Here is a 19,718-nt window from a genome sequence, read left to right on the forward strand (position 1 = left end):
AGTTATGGAATTCGAACATCGGCCCGTCCTCCTGGCGCCGACGGTGGACGCGCTTTTGCTGCCCGGTTTCGGCGGCAAGGGCGCGGCACGGTCGCAGCCGCAGGGTGGGCAGGATGTGGCTACGCGAATCGAAAGTGGCGTCTTTGTCGACGGCACGTTCGGACGGGGTGGCCACAGCCGAGAATTGCTTGGCCGGCTGGGCAAGCAAGCCCGGCTGATCGTGTTTGACAAGGACCCGCAGGCCATCGCGGTTGCCACCGCCCTGGCGGCCGAGGATGCGCGGGTCACGGTAGTGCATGGGGGCTTTGCCACCATGGCTGAAGAATTGGAGCAGCGCGGCATCGGCAAGGTCGATGGCGTGATGCTGGATCTGGGCGTTTCGTCGCCTCAGATCGACGATGCCGAGCGCGGCTTCTCGTTCATGCGAGACGGCCCGCTCGATATGCGGATGGACACCACTCGTGGTCCCACGGTGGCGGATTGGCTGGCGCAAGCCAGTGTGGATGAGATGCGGGAGGTCATAGCGGATTATGGCGAAGAACGGTTTGCTTTTCAGGTTGCAAAGGCGATTGCTGCTCGCCGCGCAACAAGGCCGCTGCGCACCACGCTCGAGCTTGCCGAGTGCGTCGCCAGCGCCGTCCGCACGCGCGAAAAGGGGCAACATCCGGCCACACGCACCTTTCAAGCTTTACGGATTTACATCAATCGGGAACTCGAAGAGCTCGCGCGCACCCTCGCGTCAGCTTTAGACCTGCTTGCCCCAGGGGGGAGGTTGGCGGTGATCAGCTTTCATTCGCTTGAAGACCGCATGGTCAAGCAGTGCATCGCGGCGGCGGCTCGTCCGGCTGCGGCGCATGCACGCCTGCCCCTGCGCGAAAGCGAAATGCCCCAGCCTGTCGTCCGTTCCCTTGGCAAGGTCGTGGCCGAAGACGATGAAGTCTCGTCCAACGCCCGTGCCCGTTCGGCCATCCTGCGCGTGGCCGAGCGCACCGAAACACCGCTGCCCCCCGAGGGCGGCTTTGCATTTGTGAAGATCGGCTCGCTGCCCGGCAGCGACCTCGCCCCGCCGCCCCGTCGCGGCGGTAAGGGAGGGCGCCGCTGATGGGTCGCGTCAACCTGATCGTTGCGGCTTTGCTGATGCTGTCGGCCATTTCCCTGGTCACCAGCCGGTATCAGTCGCGCCAGCTCTTCGTGGAGTTGGGGCGCGATCAGGCGCATGCGCGCGACCTCGAAACCAATTGGCGGCGCCTGCAGCTCGAGCGCGCCGAGCTGGCCCGCAATGCGCGGGTCGACGCCATTGCGCGTGACGGCCTGAAGATGATTCCCATCGTGCCGGATAGCACCCTCTATATGAACCAGGCGCCCGTGCCCGCGGCCGCCGGAGGCTCGCAATGAAGCGCGTGCCCTTCTTCGACAACCCCGTGCTGCGCGGGCAGCTGCCCACGTGGCGCGCCCGCCTGGTCCTGATCCTGCTGTTTGGCGGGTTCACCGTGCTGGCCGGCCGTGCGCTGTTCCTGCAGGGATTGTCGACGGAGTTCCTGCAGCAGCAGGGCGAGCGCCGCTACGAGCGCACACTGACATTGGCCGCGACGCGCGGCAAGATCATGGACCGCAACGGCGCGGTGCTGGCATCCAGCGTGCCCGCGCGCGCCATCTGGGCCATTCCCGAAGACGCGAAGCAGGCCACGCCCGCGCAGGTCGACGCGCTGGCCAAGCTGCTGGAGACGCCTGTCGGCGACCTGCGCCGCCGCTTCGTCGACGAGGACAAGAACTTCGTGTACCTGAAGCGCCAGGTCTCGATGGACGTGGCCGACAAGATCAAGCAGCTGGGCATGCCCGGCGTGCACCAGCAGCCCGAAACGCGCCGCTACTACCCGGATGGCGATGTGATGGCCCACGTGGTGGGCTTCAACAGCGTCGAGGATCAGGGCCAGGAAGGCGTCGAGCTGACGTTCAATCAGCAGTTGTCGGGCCGCCCGGGAAGCCGCCGCGTCATCAAGGACCGGCTGGGACGCGTCATCGAAGACGTGCAGGCCGTCACGTTGCCGGTGGACGGCCGCGACCTGCGCCTGTCCATCGACACGCGCCTGCAGTACCTGGTGTTCAAGGAACTGAAGGACGCCATGGACAAGCACCGCGCAAAGGGTGCGACGGCCGTGGTCGTTGATGTACGCACGGGCGAGATCCTGGCGCTGGCCAACGTGCCGACCTTCGATCCGAACAACCGCGAAACCTTCCACGGCGCCAACTTGCGCAACCAGGCGATCACGGACACGTTCGAGCCGGGCTCCATCATGAAGCCGTTCACCGCCGCGCTGGCGCTGGACCTTGGGCGCATCAGCACGTCGACGCAATTCGAGACGGGCAACGGCCGCTTCACGTATCAGGGCAGCACCATCAGTGACGTGAGCCGCAACGGCACGCTGGACGTGGCGGGCGTGCTGCGCAAGTCCAGCAACATCGGCATGACGATGATCTCCGAGAAGCTGGAATCCCGCGAAATGTGGGACCGCTTCACCGAATTGGGCCTCGGTCAGGCGCCGCAGGTGGGATTTCCCGGCGCCGCGCCGGGCCGTCTGCGTCCGTGGGAACGCTGGCGCCTGATTGAAAAGGCCACCATGGCCTACGGCTACGGCTTGTCCGTGTCGCTGCTGCAGGTGGCCCGCGCCTATACCGTTTTTGCCCGCAACGGCGACATGGTGTCGCTGACCCTGGTCAAGCGCGACAGCGATCCGACGAGCGTGAAAATCTACTCCCCCAAAACGACGGCGCTGGTGCGCGCCATGCTTGAGGCGGCCACGGGCCCCGACGGCACGAAAGCCGCGCAGGTGCAGGGTTACCGCGTGGCCGGCAAGAGCGGCACCGCGCGCAAGATCGTGGACGGTAAATACAGCACGCAACGTTACCGCAGCTCGTACGTGGGCTTTGCTCCGGTGTCGGATCCCAAAATCGTGGTGGCTGTGTCCATCGACGAACCGACAATCGGCGGCTATTACGGCGGCGCCATTGCCGCGCCCGTGTTCTCCCATATCGTGGGGGGGAGCCTGAGGTTGATGGGGGTGCGGCCAGACGCACCGTTTGAATCCACGATTGTTGCTGGTATCAAGGAGCCAGGCAGATGAGCGCCAACGGCTTCCACTCTTCCCCTGCCGCCACGGTTGCCGAGACCGTGGCGTGGTTGCATGAGCGCGTGTCGCTGACCGCGCATCTGAAACTGGACTCGCGCGACATCGAGCCCGGCGACGTGTTCGTCGCCTGCCCGGGCCTTTCCAGCGACGGCCGTCGCTATATAGACAAGGCGTTGGCGCTGGGCGCCAGCGCGGTGCTGTTTGAAGCGCCGGCCACCGATGCCGTTCAGGCCGCGTCGGCCGGCACGCCCATGCTTGCCGTGACGGGCCTGCGCTCGTTGCTGGGCGAGCTGGGCGACACCTGGTATGGGCGTCCGTCGGCCGCGCTGGCGGTGGTTGCCGTGACGGGCACCAACGGCAAGACCTCTTCGGTGCAATGGATTGCGCATGCCCTGAGCCGCAACGAGAAGGCGTGCGGCACGATCGGCACGCTGGGCGCCGTGCTGCCCGACGGGCAGACGCTGGGTGGCAGCCTGACGACGCCCGACGTGCTGACGGTGCATCGCACGCTGGCCGCGATGCGCGACGCTGGCGCGAAAGCCGTGGCCATGGAGGCCTCGTCGATCGGCATCGAACAAGGCCGCATGGACGGCGTGCGCGTTGCGCTGGCCGCCTTCACGAATCTGACGCGCGACCATCTGGACTACCACGTCACGATGGAGCGTTACGAAGCGGCCAAGGCGCGCCTTTTCAGCTGGCCGGGTCTGACTGCGGCAGTAATCAATGCCGACGATGAGGCGGGACGGCGGATGCTCGCTGCCTTGCCGGAAGGCGTCTCGCCGATGGGCTACAGCCTGAGCGACGATCCCGCAATCCCCGCCGCGATGCGTGCGCGCGATCTGCAGGCGACGTCGCAGGGCCAGATTTTTACGCTGGTGTCGCCGCATGGCGAGGCGCAGATCGTGACGCGCCTGCTGGGGGCGCACAACGTTTCGAACCTGCTGCTGGTGGCGGGCGTGCTGTACAAGCTGGGCCTGCCGTTCGCGCAGATTGCGCGCGAGCTGGCCGCGACGGACCCGGTCGATGGCCGTCTGCAGACCGTGGAACCCGCTGTCAGCCTGCCGGCGCATGCGGCCCGCGGTCCGCTGGTGGTGGTGGACTACGCCCACACGCCTGACGCGCTCTCGCGCGCGTTGCTGGCATTGCGCGCTGTCGCCACAGCGCGTTCTGGCCGCCTGGTGTGCCTGTTTGGTTGCGGCGGCGAGCGCGATCCGGGCAAGCGTCCCGTCATGGGCGCGATCGCCGCGGAGCTGGCGGATCACGTTGTTGTCTCCAGCGACAATCCGCGCACCGAGTCGCCCGAGGCAATCGTTCAGCAAATCCTGGCCGGCATTCCCGAGGCGGTGCGTCCCGACGTGGAAGTCGACCGCGCGCGCGCCATCCTGCAGACGATCTGGGCGGCTTCGCCCGAAGATGTGGTGCTGCTGGCGGGCAAGGGACACGAAACCTACCAGGACATCGGCGGTGAAAAGCTGCCGTTCGACGACCGCGAGTGGGCGCGCGTGGCGCTGCTGTTGCAGCAGACGCCGGGCGTGTCCACAGACACGCGCCGCATTGGCGAAGGCGAGCTCTTCGTCGCGCTGGTTGGTGAGAACTTCGACGCGCACGACTATCTGGACCAGGCAGCCTCGCGCGGCGCCTGCGCGGCGCTCGTTGCGCATCGGGTCGCCGATGCCGGGCTGACGCAGCTAGTCGTGGGCGATACGCGCGTTGCGCTGACGCGCATTGGCGCCGCCTGGCGCTCGCGTTTTTCGCTGCCCGTGGTGGCGGTGGCCGGCAGCAATGGCAAGACGACCACCAAGGAAATGATCTCCGCGATGCTCGCCGAATGGCAGGGCGAAGCGGGGCGCCTGGCCACGGCCGGCAATCTGAACAACGATATCGGCGTGCCGCTGACGTTGCTGCGCCTGCGCCCCGAGCATCGCGCCGCCGTGTTCGAACTGGGCATGAACCATCCGGGCGAGATCGCGCAGTTGGCCGCCATTGCCGCGCCGACCGTGGCGCTGGTCACCAATGCGCAGCGCGAACATCAGGAATTCATGCACACCGTCGAGGCGGTTGCGCACGAGAACGGCGCCGCGATCACCGCGCTGCCGGCGGATGGAGTCGCGGTGTATCCCGGAGATGAACCGTACTCGGCCATCTGGGACGCGCTGGCCGCGCCGCGCCGCGTACTGCGGTTCGGGCTGCAGCCGGGGTTGGATGTCTATGCCGAGCAGATCATCGCGGAAGTGGACGCCACGCGCTGCCGTGTCGTGACGCCGGTCGGCGTTGCCGATCTGACGCTGCCGGTGGCGGGGCTGCACAACCTGCGCAACGCGCTGGCGGCCATCGCCAGCGCGATCGCCGCGGGTGCGCCGCTGGAGACCGCGGTGCGGGCGCTGGCCGGATTCAGCCCCGTGGCCGGCCGCATGCAGCACAAGCGAATGAGTGACGGAACGCTGCTCATCGATGACACCTACAATGCCAACCCCGACTCGGTTCGCGCAGCCATCGATGTAGTTGCGCGCATTGCCGGCACGCGCGTCCTGGTGCTGGGCGACATGGGCGAAGTCGGGGACAACGGCCCCGCCATGCACGTCGAGGTGGGCAATTACGCGCGCGAGCATGGGCTCGACGCATTCATCACGCTAGGCGAAGCCAGCCGGGCGGCCGCCGCCGCATTCGGCCCTGGCGCGCACGCCTGCGCATCGGTAGACGAAGTCGTTGCCGCCTTGCGCGGCTTGCGCCCGTCCTGCGTATTGGTAAAAGGATCGCGCTTTATGCGCATGGAGCGGGTAGTGACGGCTTTTTCTTTGAATGAAGGTTCGGCAGCCTCGGGGCAGGGAGAGCAGCATGCTGCTTGAGATCGCCCGTCTGCTTTCTGACGATGTGCGCGCGCTGGGGGTGTTTGAATACATCACCCTGCGCGCCGTGCTGGCGTGCGCGACGGCGCTGGTGATCGGCCTGGTGGCCGGGCCGCGCGTGATCCGCAAGCTGACCGAAATGAAGATCGGCCAGGCCGTGCGCACCTACGGTCCCGAATCCCATCTGGTCAAGACTGGCACGCCCACGATGGGCGGTGTCTTGATCCTGATTTCCATCGCCATCAGCACCTTGCTGTGGGCAGACTGGACGAACCGCTTCGTGTGGGTCGTTCTGCTGGTGACCTTCGGGTTTGGCTGGATCGGCTGGCGCGACGACTACCGCAAGGTGGTCTATCGCGATCCCGAAGGGATGCCGGCGCGGCAAAAATTCTTCTGGCAAGCCACCATCGGCATGGTGGCTGCGGTGTATCTGGCCTTCGCGGTGTCCGCGCCTGCCAACACGGAACTGTGGCCCCTTTTCAAGGCATGGGTGGGCAGCGGCTTCACGATGTCCCTGCCGACGCGCGCCGACCTGATCGTGCCGTTCTTCAAGACGGTGAGCTATCCGCTGGGCGTGCTCGGTTTTGTGGCGCTGACGTGGGCCGTGATCGTCGGCACCAGCAACGCCGTGAACCTTACCGATGGCCTGGATGGCCTGGCGATCATGCCGACCGTGATGGTCGGTAGCGCGCTGGGCATCTTCGCGTACGTGGTCGGCCGCGTCGACTATTCGAAGTACTTGCTGTTTCCGTACATCCCCGGCGCATCGGAACTGATGGTGCTGTGCGCGGCGATCGGGGGCGCGGGGCTCGCATTTTTATGGTTCAACGCGTATCCGGCGCAAGTGTTCATGGGCGACGTCGGCGCGCTGGCGCTGGGCGGCGCGTTGGGCACGATTGCCGTCATCGTGCGCCAGGAGATCGTGCTGTTCATCATGGGCGGCGTGTTCGTGGTCGAGACCCTTTCGGTGATGATCCAGGTGACCTGGTTCAAGTACACGAAGCGACGTTATGGAACAGGTCGACGCATTTTCCGCATGGCCCCGTTGCATCATCACTTTGAAGTGGGCGGCTGGAAGGAAACCCAGGTGGTCGTGCGTTTCTGGATCATCAGCATGATGCTGGTGCTGATTGGCCTCTCCACGCTGAAGTTGCGATGAACATGATGGAAACCCCCCGCGTAGATGCGCCGCTCGTTCTGATCCTTGGATTGGGCGAGACGGGTGTCGCCGCCGCACGCTGGTGCGCCCGTCAGGGCGCCCGCCTGCGCGTGGCCGACACGCGCGCGGAACCGGGAGGTCTTGCCGCGCTGCGCGAGTCGCTGGCGCAAAACGAAGTGGAATACCGCCTGGGTTGCGACGCGTCGTTCGCAACTGATCTGCTGGACGGCGTGTCGCAGGTTGTGCTGAGCCCCGGCCTGGCGCCTGCCCAGGCGCCGGCCGCCGACCTGCTGCGCGAGGCCGAAGCCCGCGGCATCGAAGTCGTCGGTGAAATCGAACTCTTCGCCCGCGCGCTGGCGGATCTGGCCACGGCCCGCGAATACCGTCCGCGGCTGCTGGCCGTGACGGGCACCAACGGCAAGACCACCGTTACCGCGCTGACCCGGCAACTGGTCGAAGCCAGCGGCCTGACGGTGGTGGCCGCCGGCAACATCAGCCCCGCGGCGCTGGCCGCGCTGATGGACGCACTGGACACGGACACGCTGCCGCAGGTTTGGGTGCTGGAACTGTCCAGCTTCCAGCTCGAAACCACGCGCACGCTGATGGCCGATGCGGCCGTCGTGCTGAACGTGACCCAGGATCACCTTGATTGGCACGGCGGCATGCAGGCGTACGCCCAGGCCAAGGCGCGCTTGTTGAAGATGGCGCGCGTGGCCATCGTCAACCGCGACGACCCGCTTACCGTGGAGATGGTGTCCGCGCTGAACGCCATGCACGTGCGCAGCTTCGGCCGCGATGTGCCGGAACTGGTCGGCGACATGGGCCTGGAACTGGGGCAGGGCGTGGCATGGCTGACGGCCTGCGAACCCAACGATTTCGACGAACCGGCGCCGCCCACGCGGCGCAAGAAGGATGCGCCCGAGCCCGTGCGCGCCAAGGGCCGCATGAGCCGCCTGATGCCCGTGGACGCCTTGCGAATCCGCGGCATCCACAACGCGTTGAACGCGCTGGCCGCCTTGCAGCTTGCCCGCTGCCTGGACCTGGGCTGGGGCGCCATGCTGCGCGCGTTGCGCGACTACGCGGGCGAGCCGCATCGCGCCGCCTTCGTGCGCACGATCGGCGGCGTGGATTACATCAATGACAGCAAGGGCACCAACGTGGGCGCCACCGTGGCCGCGCTGGAAGGCCTGGGTCAGCCTGTGGTGCTGATCGCCGGCGGCCAGGGCAAGGGGCAGGATTTCTCGCCGCTGATTCCTGGAGTGTCGCGTCATGCGCGCGCGGTGATGCTGATCGGCCTGGACGGCCCCGAGATCGGACGTGTGCTGGAGCCGACCGGCGTCAAGTGCATCACCGTCGAAACGCTGCGCGACGCCGTGCGCGGCGCGGCCGAACTGGCTCAGCCCGGCGACGCGGTGCTGCTGTCGCCGGCCTGCGCCAGCCTGGACATGTTCCGCAATTACCCGCATCGCGGGCAAGTGTTCGTGGAAGAGGTCGAAGACCTGGCCCGCGACCGTGGGGAGGTGGCATGATCCGCAACGCCGCTTCCTGGGCGAAATCCATGGCGCGCGACGCCGAGGGCGCACAATGAGCCTGATCGCCGACCTCACCGCCAGCGTCAACGCCGTACGGCCCGGCCGTACCCGCATGCGCAACTTCGACATGCCGCTCGTGATCGCGGCTTCGACGTTGCTGCTGCTCGGCCTGCTGATGGTGTATTCGGCGTCGATCGCGCTGGCCGACGGACCGCGCTATGCGTCCTATGGCCGCTACTACTTCGTGATCCGCCACGGCCTGTTCGTAAGCGCGGGGCTGGTCGGCGCCGCCGTGGTGCTGTCGATCCCCATCCGCGTCTGGCAGCGCCTGGCCGTGCCGCTTTTCGTGGTGACGATGGTGCTGCTGGTGGCCGTGCTGATCCCGGGGATCGGCCGCGAGGTCAACGGCGCGCACCGCTGGATTCCGCTGGGTCCGTTGAACTTCCAGCCGTCCGAACTGATGAAGCTTGCAGCCTTGCTGTACGCGGCGGATTACACCGTGCGCAAGCAGGAGCACATGCAGGCCTTTGCCCGCGGCTTCCTGCCGATGGCGTTTGCGCTGGCCGGCGTGGGCATGCTGCTGCTGCTCGAGCCCGACCTGGGCGCCTTCATGGTGATCGTGGCCATTGCCATCGGCATCCTCTTCCTGGGCGGCATCAACGGCAAGTATTTCAGCAGCCTGCTCGCCGTGCTGGTGGGCACGTTCCTGATGCTGATCTGGCTGTCGCCATGGCGCCGTGCGCGTCTGTTCGCGTACCTGGATCCCTGGAACGAAGACAACGCCTACGGCAGCGCCTATCAGTTGTCGCATTCGCTGATTGCGCTGGGCCGCGGTGAATGGCTTGGCGTGGGCCTGGGCGCCAGCGTCGAGAAGCTGCATTACCTGCCCGAAGCGCACACCGACTTCCTGATGGCCGTGGTGGGCGAGGAGCTGGGATTTGCTGGCGTGATGCTGGTGATCACGCTGTTTGCCATCATTGTCTACCGAGGTTTCGACATCGGCCGGCAGGCCATCGCCATGGAGCGCACGTTCGCCGGCCTGGTTGCGCACGGCGTGGCCATGTGGTTTGGCGTGCAATCGTTCATCAACATGGGCGTGTGCCTGGGCCTGCTGCCCACCAAGGGTCTGACGCTGCCGCTGATGAGCTACGGTGGTTCGGGCGTGGTGATGAATCTGTGCGCGCTGGCCATGCTGATCCGGGTCGACGTGGAAAATCGCATCATGATGCGCGGAGGACGGGTATGACCGCCGCGCGCACCATCCTCATCATGGCCGGTGGCACCGGCGGCCACATCATGCCCGGTCTGGCCGTGGCTGACGTGCTGCGCGAACGCGGCTGGCGCGTGCTGTGGCTGGGCAATCCCGAAAAGATGGAAGGCCGTCTCGTGCCGCCGCGCGGCATCGAACTGGTGCCGCTGCGTTTCCAGGGCGTGCGCGGCAAGGGCGCGTCCGCGCTGCTCAAGCTGCCGTTCCTGTTGCTGCGCGCATTTGCGCAGGCGTGGTCGCGGCTGTCCGACGTGCGTCCCGACGTGGTGCTGGGCATGGGCGGCTACGTGGCGTTCCCGGGCGGCGTGATCGCTGCGCTGCGCGGCACGCCGCTGGTCGTGCACGAACAGAACGCCGTCGCGGGCACCGCGAACAAATGCCTGGCCAAGATGTCGCGCCGCGTGTTGAGCGGTTTTCCCGGTGTGCTGCCCAAGGGTGAAGCCATGGGCAACCCGGTGCGTGCCGACCTGTGCGCCTTGCCCGACCCCGCCGAACGCTATGCCGGCCGCACCGGCCCGCTGCGCGTGCTGGTGGTGGGCGGCAGCCTGGGAGCGCAAGCCTTGAACACCACCGTGCCGCAGGCGCTTGCGCGTCTGCCGCTCGAGCGCCGGCCGACGATCGTCCATCAGGCCGGCGAACAACATTTGCCGGCGCTTCAGCAGGCCTACGCCCAAGCGGGTGTTCAGGCCGACTGCCGCGCCTTCATCGACGACATGGCGGGCGCCATGGCCGACGCCGACCTGCTGATCTGCCGCGCGGGCGCCATGACGGTGTCCGAAGTGGCGGCTGCCGGCGTTGCGGCGCTGTTCGTGCCGTTCCCCCACGCGATCGATGACCACCAGACCGCCAACGCGCGCTTCCTGAGCGACGCGCAGGCCGCGTGGCTGCAGCCGCAAACCGCCATGACGCCCGAGTGGCTGGCGGACTGGCTGAGCCAGCGCACCCGACAAGAACTCGAGGCTGTCGCCGTCCGGGCCCGCGCGCATGCGCGTCCCGACGCGGCCGCCCATATCGCCGACGTCTGTGAACAAGCAGCGGGGCGTTCATCATGAAACACAGAATTCAACATATCCATTTTGTAGGCATCGGCGGTTCGGGCATGAGCGGCATCGCCGAAGTGCTGCTGAACCTGGGCTACGACATCAGCGGATCCGACTTGAACGAGTCGGCGGTGACGCGCCGCCTGGCCGGCCTGGGCGTGAAGATCGCGATCGGCCATGCCGCCAGCAACGTCACGGGCGCCAGCGCCATCGTCACGTCCACCGCGGTGGCGGGCGACAACCCCGAAGTGATCGCGGCGCGCGCCGCGCGCATCCCGGTGGTGCCGCGCGCCATCATGCTGGCCGAACTGATGCGCCTGAAGCGCGGCATCGCCGTGGCGGGCACGCACGGCAAGACCACCACGACCAGCCTGGTCGCCAGCGTGCTGGCGGCGGGCGACCTGGATCCCACGTTCGTGATCGGCGGCCGGCTGAATTCGGCGGGCGCCAACGCGCGTCTGGGGCAGGGCGACTACATCGTGGTCGAGGCCGACGAATCGGACGCCTCGTTCCTGAACCTGTTGCCGGTGATGGCCATCGTGACCAATATCGATGCCGATCACATGGACACGTACGGCCACGACGTGGCGCGCCTGAAGAGCGCCTTCATCGAATTCACGCAGCGCCTGCCGTTCTACGGCAGCGCCGTGCTGTGCTCGGACGACGCCAACGTGCGCGAGATCATGCCATTCGTGTCGCGTCCCATCACGACCTACGGCCTGAACGAGGACGCCCAGGTGCGCGCCTATGAAGTGCAGGCTGACGGCACGCGCATGCGCTTTAACGTGCAACGCACCCATCGCGACACGCTGCTGCCGCCGCTGAATGTGGAACTGAACTTGCCCGGCCTGCACAACGTGCGCAATGCGCTGGCCGCGATCGCCGTGGCGACCGAGCTGGGCGTATCCGACGCGGCCATCTGCGAGGCGCTGGGTTCGTTCAAGGGCGTGGGACGCCGCTTTACGCAGACGGGTGAATTCGCGGTGCCCGCCAACCACGGGGGCGGCACCTTCACGGTGATCGACGACTACGGTCACCATCCCGTCGAGATGTCCGCGACGCTGGCCGCGGCGCGCGGCGCCTGGCCCGACCGCCGTATCGTGCTGGCCTTCCAGCCGCACCGGTACACGCGGACGCGCGATTGCTTCGAGGATTTCGTGCGGGTGCTGGGCACGGCCGACGCGGTGTTGCTGACCGAGGTCTACGCCGCGGGCGAGCCGCCGCTGGTCGCGGCCGACGGACGCGCCCTGTCGCGTGCGTTGCGCGTGGCGGGCAAGGTCGAGCCGGTGTTCGTTGAAGATGTGGCCGATCTGCCGCAGGCGGTCGTGGATTTTGTGCGCGATGGCGACGTCGTCATCGTGATGGGGGCGGGTTCGATCAGCAAGGTCCCCGCCCAGGTGGGAGAGCTGGCATGAGCAAGCAATTCGGCAAGGTAGGTGTGTTGTACGGCGGCCGGTCCGCCGAGCGCGAAGTCTCGCTCATGTCGGGCAAGGGCGTGCAGGAAGCCTTGCGCAGCGCCGGCGTGGACGCGCACCTGTTCGACACCGGCGAGCGCAGCCTTGCCGAGCTGGCGGCCGAAGGCTTTGATCGCGTGTTCATCGCATTGCACGGCCGCTACGGCGAAGACGGCACGCTTCAGGGCGCGCTGGAACTGCTGGGCATCCCCTATACCGGCAGCGGCCCGATGGCATCGGCGCTGGCCATGGACAAGACCATGACCAAGCGCATCTGGTTGCAGCATGGCCTGCCCACGCCCGACTTTGAAGTGCTCGACGCCGATACCGATCTGCGCCTGGTTCCGGACCGCCTGCAGTTGCCGCTGATCATCAAGCCGCCGCACGAGGGCTCGACCGTGGGTATCACCAAGGTCGTCGGTTACTCGGACATGAAAGAAGCCTACGCCGCTGCCGCGCGCTACGACAGCGAGGTCCTGGCCGAACAGTTCATCACCGGACGCGAACTGACCGTGGCGATCGTCGGATCCGGCAAGGCCGCGCGCGCGCTGCCGGTGATCGAGATCGCCGCGCCCGGCGGCAACTACGACTACGAACACAAGTACTTCTCCGACGACACGCAGTACTTCTGCCCGGCCGCTTTGCCCGCGGACGTGGCTGAAGAAGTCGCTCGGATTGCCGTAAAGGCCTATCAGGCGCTGGGCTGCGAAGGCTGGGGCCGCGCGGATTTCATCCTCGACGGCGACAACCGCCCCTGGCTGCTTGAAATGAATACTTCGCCCGGCATGACCGGCCACTCCCTGGTGCCCATGGCCGCGAAGGCCGTGGGGATCAGCTATGCAGAATTGTGCGTGGCCATCCTGTCCGAGGCTTCGTGCAAGGTGCACGGCCACGCCCGCAACGCTTGACCTGGATATTCCGTGTGGAACGACGCTCGTACTACCAACCTGATCGCCAACACGCTAGCCGTGCTGGCGGTTGCCGCCATGCTCATCGCGGGCGTGGTGTGGGTGGCGCAGCGTCCGTACTTCACGTTGACGGCGATCGAGCTGGAATCGATGCCGGACACCGATCTGCACTATGTGTCGACGGGCGCGGTGCGTTCGGCGATCGCCGGGCGCGTGAAGGGCAATTTCTTCACGGTGGACCTGGACGACGCACGCGAGATCTTCGAATCGGTGCCGTGGGTCCGGCATGCCACCGTGCGGCGGATCTGGCCCAACGTGCTGCGTGTGCGCATCGAAGAGCAGCAGCCGCTGGCGCTGTGGAACGAAAACCAGATGATCAACACCTGGGGCGAGGCGTTCACGGCCAACACGGGCGAGGTGGACGACGACACGGTGCTGCCGCAGTTCTCCGGGCCGGATGGCACGGAAGCGCTTGTGGTGCAGCGCTACGCCGAGCTGGCGCGCTGGTTCGCGCCGCTGGACATGCATGTGGAACAGTTGGAACTGAGCCCGCGCTATGCCTGGCGTGTGGTGTTGTCCAACGGCATGCTGCTGGACCTGGGCCGCGATCCGGGCGCCGACGCGCCGGACCCGCACGGCCTGCCCGGCGCCTTGCCGTTCGCGGCTCGTATTCAACGCTTTGTGCAGGCGTGGCCCACCGTGGCGGGGCGCCTGGAAGGGCGCACCGTCACGCAGGCCGACCTGCGCTATCCGAATGGTTTCGCCCTGGCGCTGGCCCCGTTGCCCGCGTCGGAAACCAAATCCAAATCCACACCGAAACCTCCCAAGAAACGCTAACGCCATGACCCGTGACATCAAGGACCTTATCGTCGCCCTCGATATCGGCACCAGCAAGGTGGTGGCTGTGGTGGCTGAAATCCTGCCTGAAGGCCGTTTCGAGGTGCTAGGCCTGGGCCAGCACGAATCGCGCGGCATGCGTAAGGGCGTGGTCGTCAACATCGAGACCACTGTGAATTCCATTCAGCGCGCGCTTGAAGAAGCCGAGCTGATGGCAGATTGCAAGATTCGAGACGTCTACACCGGCATCGCCGGCAGCCATATCCGCAGCTTCAATTCCAGCGGCATGGTCGCCGTCAAGGACAAGGAAGTCACCGCCACCGACGTCGCCCGCGTCATCGAGACCGCCAAGGCGGTGAACATCCCGACGGACCAGCAGGTGCTGCACGTGCTGACGCAGGAGTTCATCGTCGACGGCCAGGAAGACATCCGCGAGCCCATCGGCATGAGCGGCCTGCGCCTGGAAGTGCGCGTGCACATCGTGACCGGCGCGGTCAGCGCCGCGCAGAACATCGTCAAGTGCGTGCGCCGCTGCGGCCTCGAGGTGCAGGATCTGATCCTGCAACCGCTTGCATCCAGCCTGGCCGTCCTGACGGCGGACGAAAAGGAGCTGGGCGTCGTCCTCGTCGATATCGGCGGCGGCACGACCGACGTCGCCATCTTCACCGGCGGTGCGATCCGCCATACCGCCGTGCTGCCGATCGCCGGCGATCAGATCACCAACGACATTGCGGCGATGCTGCGCACGCCCACGCCCGATGCCGAAGAAATCAAGCTGCGCTATGGCGTCGCCAAGCAGGTGCTGGCCAGCCCGGACGAGTCCGTGGAAGTGCCGGGCCTGGGCGATCGCGGCCCGCGCCAGGTCAAGCGCCAGGCGCTGGGCGCGGTGATCGAGCCGCGCGTGGAAGAACTGTTCACCCTGGTGCAGCAGGTGGTGCGCGATTCCGGCTACGAGGACCTGCTGGCTTCCGGCGTGGTCCTGACCGGCGGATCCGCGCAGCTGCCCGGCATGATCGAACTGGCCGAGGACGTGTTCCTCAAGCCGGTTCGCGTGGCGGTGCCCGAGTACGAAGGCAGCCTTGCCGACGTGATGCGCAATCCGCGCTTCTCGACGGTGATGGGGCTGCTGCAGGAAGCGCGCATGCAGCGTGTGCGTGGCCGCAAGGTGGCCGCGCAGACGGGCAATTTCAAGAGTCTGCTTGCGCGCATGAAGGAGTGGTTCATGAATTAAAGGGTGCAGGTTGGGGCCTGCTCCTTGGTGCGAACCGCGGCGGTCTAGCGGGGAGCGCCAGAAAGAGGAGGCGTCTCAAACCCGTGGCGGGCCTATGTAGCCGGCGTCGGCTTTGAGGCGATTCACAAAAGATAGGTTGTCGGGGAATTTTTGTGATTTGCAAATTCGGACTTGTGAGGGAGTCATCATGATGAACTTTGAGATGCTTGAGAACAACACCAAAGGGACCGTAATCAAGGTCGTTGGTGTGGGCGGTGCGGGCGGCAATGCCGTCGCGCACATGATTCGCAGCGGTGTGCACGGGGTGGATTTCATCTGCGCCAACACCGATGCGCAAGCGCTGGCGGCAACCAATGCGCCGGTGCAGATTCGTCTGGGCCGTACCGGCCTGGGCGCGGGCGCCAAGCCCGAGCAGGGACGCGCGTCGGCGGAAACCGCGCGTGAGGAAATCCGTGCCGCGCTGAACGGCGCGCACATGGTCTTCATCACCGCGGGCATGGGCGGCGGCACCGGTACCGGTGCAGGTCCGGTCGTGGCCGAGGTGGCGAAGGAACTGGGCATCCTGACCGTTGGCGTGGTCACGAAGCCTTTCTCCTTTGAAGGCAACAAGCGCCTGAAGATGGCCGAGGACGGTATCTCGGAACTGGCCAAGCACGTGCATTCGCTCATCGTGGTGCTCAACGAGAACCTCTATGAACTGATGGACGAGGACGCGACGCAGGAAGACTGCTTCCGTTCGGCCGACGACATCCTGCACAACGCGTGCGCGGGTATCGCCGAAATCATCAACGTCGAAGGCAACGTCAACGTCGACTTCGAAGACGTGAAGACGATCATGGGCGAGCAGGGTCAGGCCATGATGGGCACGGCGTCGGCATCGGGCGCTGACCGCGCACGTGTGGCCGCCGAGCACGCCATTGCTTGCCCGCTGCTGGAAGGCGTGGATCTGAACGGCGCGCGTGGCGTGCTGGTCAACATCACCGCCAGCCGCTCGCTGAAGATGCGCGAAACGCGCGAAATCATGGAAACGATCCGCAGCTACGCTTCGGACGACGCGACCGTGATCTTCGGCACCGCCTACGACGAGTCCATGGGCGAAAACCTGCGCGTGACGGTGGTTGCAACCGGCCTGGGCCGTGCGCAAGCCCGTCCGCAACTGGTGCAGAACACCGCTGAAGTGCTGCGCACCGGCACCGACAACATGCCCATGGGCACGATGCCGGCCGGTCAAGGTGGTGACTACCGCAATCTGGACATGCCGTCGGTCATGCGCAATCCGCGCAGCCAGGCGTCGGCCCAGGTGCGCGCGTTGGAAAGCTCGGGAATGGATCATTTCGACATCCCGGCCTTCCTGCGCAAGCAGGCGGACTGAACCTAGAGCCGGTCAACGGCTCTAACTGCACTCCCTCATCTCCGGTTCGCCCGTCCCCACAGGCGAACCGGAGGCAGAGCGGTCCGTGTTTCCCTTGCACGATAAATAAGGGACGGAGGTATACATCGGTCTGAGCGCCCAGTTTGGATGGCGGCACGGATCGGACAGCGTTACAATACTTCGGTTACGCCGGCAATACGTACTTATCTTGCCGGCTTCCGGGTTCAAAATTCCAAGTCTCATGTTCCGACAGCGCAGCATTCAGAATCTCGTCCGCACGACAGGCGTCGGCGTCCACTCCGGACGGCGGGTGGAGCTCACCCTGCGTCCGGCACAGCCCAACACCGGCATCGTCTTTCACCGTGTGGATCTGCCGCAGGTCGTCGACCTGCCCGCGCAAGCCACGGGCGTGGGCGATACCCGCATGGCTTCCGTGCTGCAGCAGGGCAATGTCCGCGTGTCGACGGTGGAACATCTCATGTCGGCGCTGGCCGGCCTGGGCATCGACAACCTGCACGTCGACCTCACTGCCGAAGAAGTCCCGATCATGGACGGCAGCGCGGCGACGTTTGTGTATTTGCTGCGCTCGGCGGGCATCGTCGAGCAGAACGCGCCCAAGCAATTCATCCGCGTCCTGAAGCCGGTAGAAGTGCGCGAAGGTGAAGGCCGCAACGAGAAGTGGGCGCGCCTCGAACCCCATGAGGGATACGCGCTGGCCTTCTCGATCGACTTCCGCCATCCCGCCATCGACTCGACGGCGAACTTTGCGGAAATCGACTTCGCCACGCACTCGTACGTGCGTGAGATCGCGCGGGCGCGCACCTTTGGTTTCGTGAATGAAGTCGAGGCCTTGCGGTCGATGGGCCTGGCCCGCGGCGGCAGCCTGGACAACGCCATCGTCATGGACGAGTACCGCGTGTTGAACAGCGACGGGCTGCGTTACGACGATGAATTCGTCAAGCACAAGATCCTGGACGCCATCGGCGACCTGTATCTGCTTGGCAAGCCGCTGGTGGCGCGCTATGTGGCGTGCAAGTCGGGCCACGGCCTGAATAACCAGCTGGCCCGCGCGCTGCTCGAGCAGCGCGACGCCTGGGAAATCGTCACGTACGAATCGCAGGCAGAAGCGCCGCAGGCGTTTCGCCACGAATGGAAGCTGGCCTGACGCCAGCTTGCCCTTGAACCCGCGCCCGGGGGCCTGACCCCGACTCCGCGCGGGTTTCTGTTTGGATTCCTGCTTAAGGACGGCACTGGCCGTCATCCCCTGGCGCGATAGTCGCAAACCGGTAGCAGACCATGTGGCCATTGGTCTGAAAAGTTGGTTTCGTGACGTTTCCAGCCCTGCCAGTTGCCGGACAAAGCCGGTCGGCTCAGCTACTCTTGTGGTGCTTCAAGAGCTTGGCGACGGCGTCGGCCAGAGGACCCGGCCGCAGATTGCCGTGTAGCGTTTCGAACGCGCCCAGGGCTTTGTCGCCCAGGGGTTGCGCCTCTTTGGGAGGGCGCGGCTGACGGGAGCCAGGCTTGGGCAAACCCGCTTGTACCTTGATGGCAATTTCGTTAAGGTTCCAGCCTTGATCGGCCAGCGACCGCGCAATGCGCGGCGCCAATTGACGCATCTTGGCCGCGTGCGCGGCCGTGGGCACCACCAGGTGCAGGCACAGGTTTTCCAGCTTGGCAACCTGGCACACGGCACCCAGCGGAGCGGGCAACACCGCCGCCACCGCATACTGAATTTGCAGATGCTTGCGGGCAGTCGCCAACACGCCGGCGCCCCGCATGTCATGACCCAGCCATCCCAGGGCGGTATTTTCTACGCGCCGGCTGGAACTGGAACGTTGACGGTATGAAGCGGGTCTATTCATGCCGGCTTTAAAAGAATTAGGAAGCAAACCTTGAAGATCGTGATTATGCACGCCCGCGAAGGGCAGGACGGGCATTTCACCCTGGGCGGCGCGCGACTGGCGTTGTTTCTGGGGGGCGCCTTGATTACCGCGGCCATTTTTGGCGCCGCGCTTCAACGATACATCACTCCCATCCTTCCCGCCGTGCACACGATGGGTTGGCCGTTGTCCGAACAGCCCGGGCGCGACGCCGATTTCCTGCGTGAAAACATGAACTTGCTGGCTTCGAAGGTGGGGGCGCTGCAGGCCAAGCTGGTCAGCATCGACGGCTTGGGCCAGCGCGTGGCCAAGGTGGCGGGTGTGGCCTACACCGACCCGGAACTGGCCCAGCAGCTTGCGTCGGCCCCGCCCGAAGCGCCGGCCCACCCGGAGGCCACGCAGGTCATGGACGACCTGTTCACCGACCATCCGCCGCCCACCGCGGCGTCGGCCGAGGCGCTGGGCCGGCAGCTTGACGAGATCCAGGCGCGGCTCTCGCAGCAAACCGACAACCTGAAGCTGCTGGATGCCGCGCTCACCAAGCGCTCGGCGGATCAGGCGCGCATGCCGACCGCCATGCCCATCACCGATTACCCTTATCTGACCTCTTCGTATGGCTGGCGCCGCAACCCGGTGACGGGCCGGTCGGCCATGCACGAAGGGCTGGACTTCGCCGCGCCCTCGGGCACGCCGATCCTGGCCGCCTCGGGGGGCGTTGTCCTTGAGGCCAAATGGGCGCCCGGCTTTGGCAACATGGTCGAGATCGATCACGGCGACGGCCTGATCACCCGCTACGCGCATGCGTCTTCGCTGCTGGTCAAGCAAGGCGATCTGGTCGAACGCGGCCAGCAGGTCGCTCGTGTGGGAAGCTCCGGCCGCTCCACCGGTCCGCATCTGCATTTCGAGGTCCGCCTTGCCGGACAGCCGCTGGATCCGCGCCTGTTCCTCGGTCCCCAGCAACAGCCCGCGCCGCCCGCCGTCGCGCAAGCCGCCGCGCCGTGAACCCACGGCGGGTTGGCCGGTCAAACCGGCCAACAGTGATACCCTGGTCATAGGTCCAGGCT

Annotated in this window: 16 protein-coding genes; 15 read left to right on the forward strand and 1 reads right to left on the reverse strand. The window is 66.2% G+C overall.

What is annotated here, in order from left to right:
• Window positions 1-4 precede the first annotated feature (4 nt).
• The 14 genes from rsmH to lpxC all read left to right on the forward strand — a co-directional run bounded on the left by rsmH (window position 5) and on the right by lpxC (window position 17,939).
• Window positions 5-1,102, forward strand: coding sequence for a 16S rRNA (cytosine(1402)-N(4))-methyltransferase RsmH (gene rsmH / locus H4P35_RS03485; protein WP_226848102.1), 1,098 nt, complete (start codon window positions 5-7; stop codon window positions 1,100-1,102).
• Window positions 1,102-1,395, forward strand: coding sequence for a cell division protein FtsL (gene ftsL, locus H4P35_RS03490; RefSeq protein ID WP_226848104.1), 294 nt, complete (start codon window positions 1,102-1,104; stop codon window positions 1,393-1,395). Before rsmH ends, ftsL begins: the two co-directional genes overlap by 1 nt.
• Entirely contained in the window at window positions 1,392-3,122 is a 1,731-nt protein-coding gene (locus H4P35_RS03495) for a penicillin-binding protein 2 (protein ID WP_226848106.1), read from the forward strand. Before ftsL ends, H4P35_RS03495 begins: the two co-directional genes overlap by 4 nt.
• Entirely contained in the window at window positions 3,119-5,974 is a 2,856-nt protein-coding gene (gene murF, locus H4P35_RS03500) for a bifunctional UDP-N-acetylmuramoyl-L-alanyl-D-glutamate--2,6-diaminopimelate ligase MurE/UDP-N-acetylmuramoyl-tripeptide--D-alanyl-D-alanine ligase MurF (protein ID WP_226848108.1), read from the forward strand. The genes H4P35_RS03495 and murF overlap by 4 nt, the downstream gene beginning before the upstream one ends.
• Complete coding sequence (mraY, locus tag H4P35_RS03505; RefSeq protein ID WP_056320752.1) at window positions 5,964-7,133, forward strand: phospho-N-acetylmuramoyl-pentapeptide-transferase; 1,170 nt, start codon at window positions 5,964-5,966, stop codon at window positions 7,131-7,133. The genes murF and mraY overlap by 11 nt, the downstream gene beginning before the upstream one ends.
• On the forward strand, window positions 7,130-8,662 hold the full coding sequence (gene murD, locus H4P35_RS03510; RefSeq protein ID WP_175157272.1) for a UDP-N-acetylmuramoyl-L-alanine--D-glutamate ligase: 1,533 nt from the start codon (window positions 7,130-7,132) through the stop codon (window positions 8,660-8,662). The genes mraY and murD overlap by 4 nt, the downstream gene beginning before the upstream one ends.
• 55 nt (window positions 8,663-8,717) lie before the next feature.
• A complete protein-coding gene (gene ftsW / locus H4P35_RS03515) occupies window positions 8,718-9,911 on the forward strand; it encodes a putative lipid II flippase FtsW (protein WP_056320760.1) in 1,194 nt (397 codons plus the stop codon).
• A complete protein-coding gene (gene murG, locus H4P35_RS03520; RefSeq protein WP_062841643.1) occupies window positions 9,908-10,984 on the forward strand; it encodes an undecaprenyldiphospho-muramoylpentapeptide beta-N-acetylglucosaminyltransferase in 1,077 nt (358 codons plus the stop codon). Before ftsW ends, murG begins: the two co-directional genes overlap by 4 nt.
• Window positions 10,981-12,387: a UDP-N-acetylmuramate--L-alanine ligase gene (gene murC, locus H4P35_RS03525; RefSeq protein WP_056320766.1), complete on the forward strand. Its 1,407-nt coding sequence runs from the start codon at window positions 10,981-10,983 to the stop codon at window positions 12,385-12,387. The genes murG and murC overlap by 4 nt, the downstream gene beginning before the upstream one ends.
• Window positions 12,384-13,334 carry a D-alanine--D-alanine ligase gene (locus H4P35_RS03530; protein ID WP_056320769.1) on the forward strand — a complete coding sequence of 317 codons (951 nt, stop codon included), beginning with the start codon at window positions 12,384-12,386 and terminating at the stop codon, window positions 13,332-13,334. Before murC ends, H4P35_RS03530 begins: the two co-directional genes overlap by 4 nt.
• A gap of 12 nt (window positions 13,335-13,346) precedes the next feature.
• Window positions 13,347-14,171, forward strand: a complete 825-nt coding sequence (locus H4P35_RS03535) for a cell division protein FtsQ/DivIB (RefSeq protein WP_056320771.1) — start codon at window positions 13,347-13,349, stop codon at window positions 14,169-14,171.
• 4 nt (window positions 14,172-14,175) lie between these two features.
• Window positions 14,176-15,402 carry a cell division protein FtsA gene (gene ftsA / locus H4P35_RS03540; protein WP_006217473.1) on the forward strand — a complete coding sequence of 409 codons (1,227 nt, stop codon included), beginning with the start codon at window positions 14,176-14,178 and terminating at the stop codon, window positions 15,400-15,402.
• A 187-nt stretch (window positions 15,403-15,589) separates the two neighbouring features.
• Window positions 15,590-16,774 (forward strand): cell division protein FtsZ, encoded by a 1,185-nt coding sequence (ftsZ, locus tag H4P35_RS03545; protein ID WP_056320774.1) that lies wholly within the window; start codon window positions 15,590-15,592, stop codon window positions 16,772-16,774.
• A 241-nt stretch (window positions 16,775-17,015) separates the two neighbouring features.
• Window positions 17,016-17,939: a UDP-3-O-acyl-N-acetylglucosamine deacetylase gene (gene lpxC / locus H4P35_RS03550; protein ID WP_056320776.1), complete on the forward strand. Its 924-nt coding sequence runs from the start codon at window positions 17,016-17,018 to the stop codon at window positions 17,937-17,939.
• Between the two features lie 205 nt (window positions 17,940-18,144).
• Here the strand turns inward: lpxC and H4P35_RS03555 are convergent, their stop codons facing one another.
• Window positions 18,145-18,552: a DciA family protein gene (locus H4P35_RS03555; RefSeq protein ID WP_081101088.1), complete on the reverse strand. Its 408-nt coding sequence runs from the start codon at window positions 18,550-18,552 to the stop codon at window positions 18,145-18,147.
• A gap of 129 nt (window positions 18,553-18,681) precedes the next feature.
• On the opposite strand from H4P35_RS03555, the gene H4P35_RS03560 reads away from it, so the two are divergent.
• Window positions 18,682-19,656 carry a M23 family metallopeptidase gene (locus tag H4P35_RS03560; RefSeq protein WP_062841683.1) on the forward strand — a complete coding sequence of 325 codons (975 nt, stop codon included), beginning with the start codon at window positions 18,682-18,684 and terminating at the stop codon, window positions 19,654-19,656.
• The last annotated feature ends 62 nt before the right edge of the window (window positions 19,657-19,718 follow it).

This window comes from Achromobacter sp. 77, assembly GCF_020541125.1.
Classification (GTDB): domain Bacteria; phylum Pseudomonadota; class Gammaproteobacteria; order Burkholderiales; family Burkholderiaceae_B; genus Achromobacter; species Achromobacter mucicolens.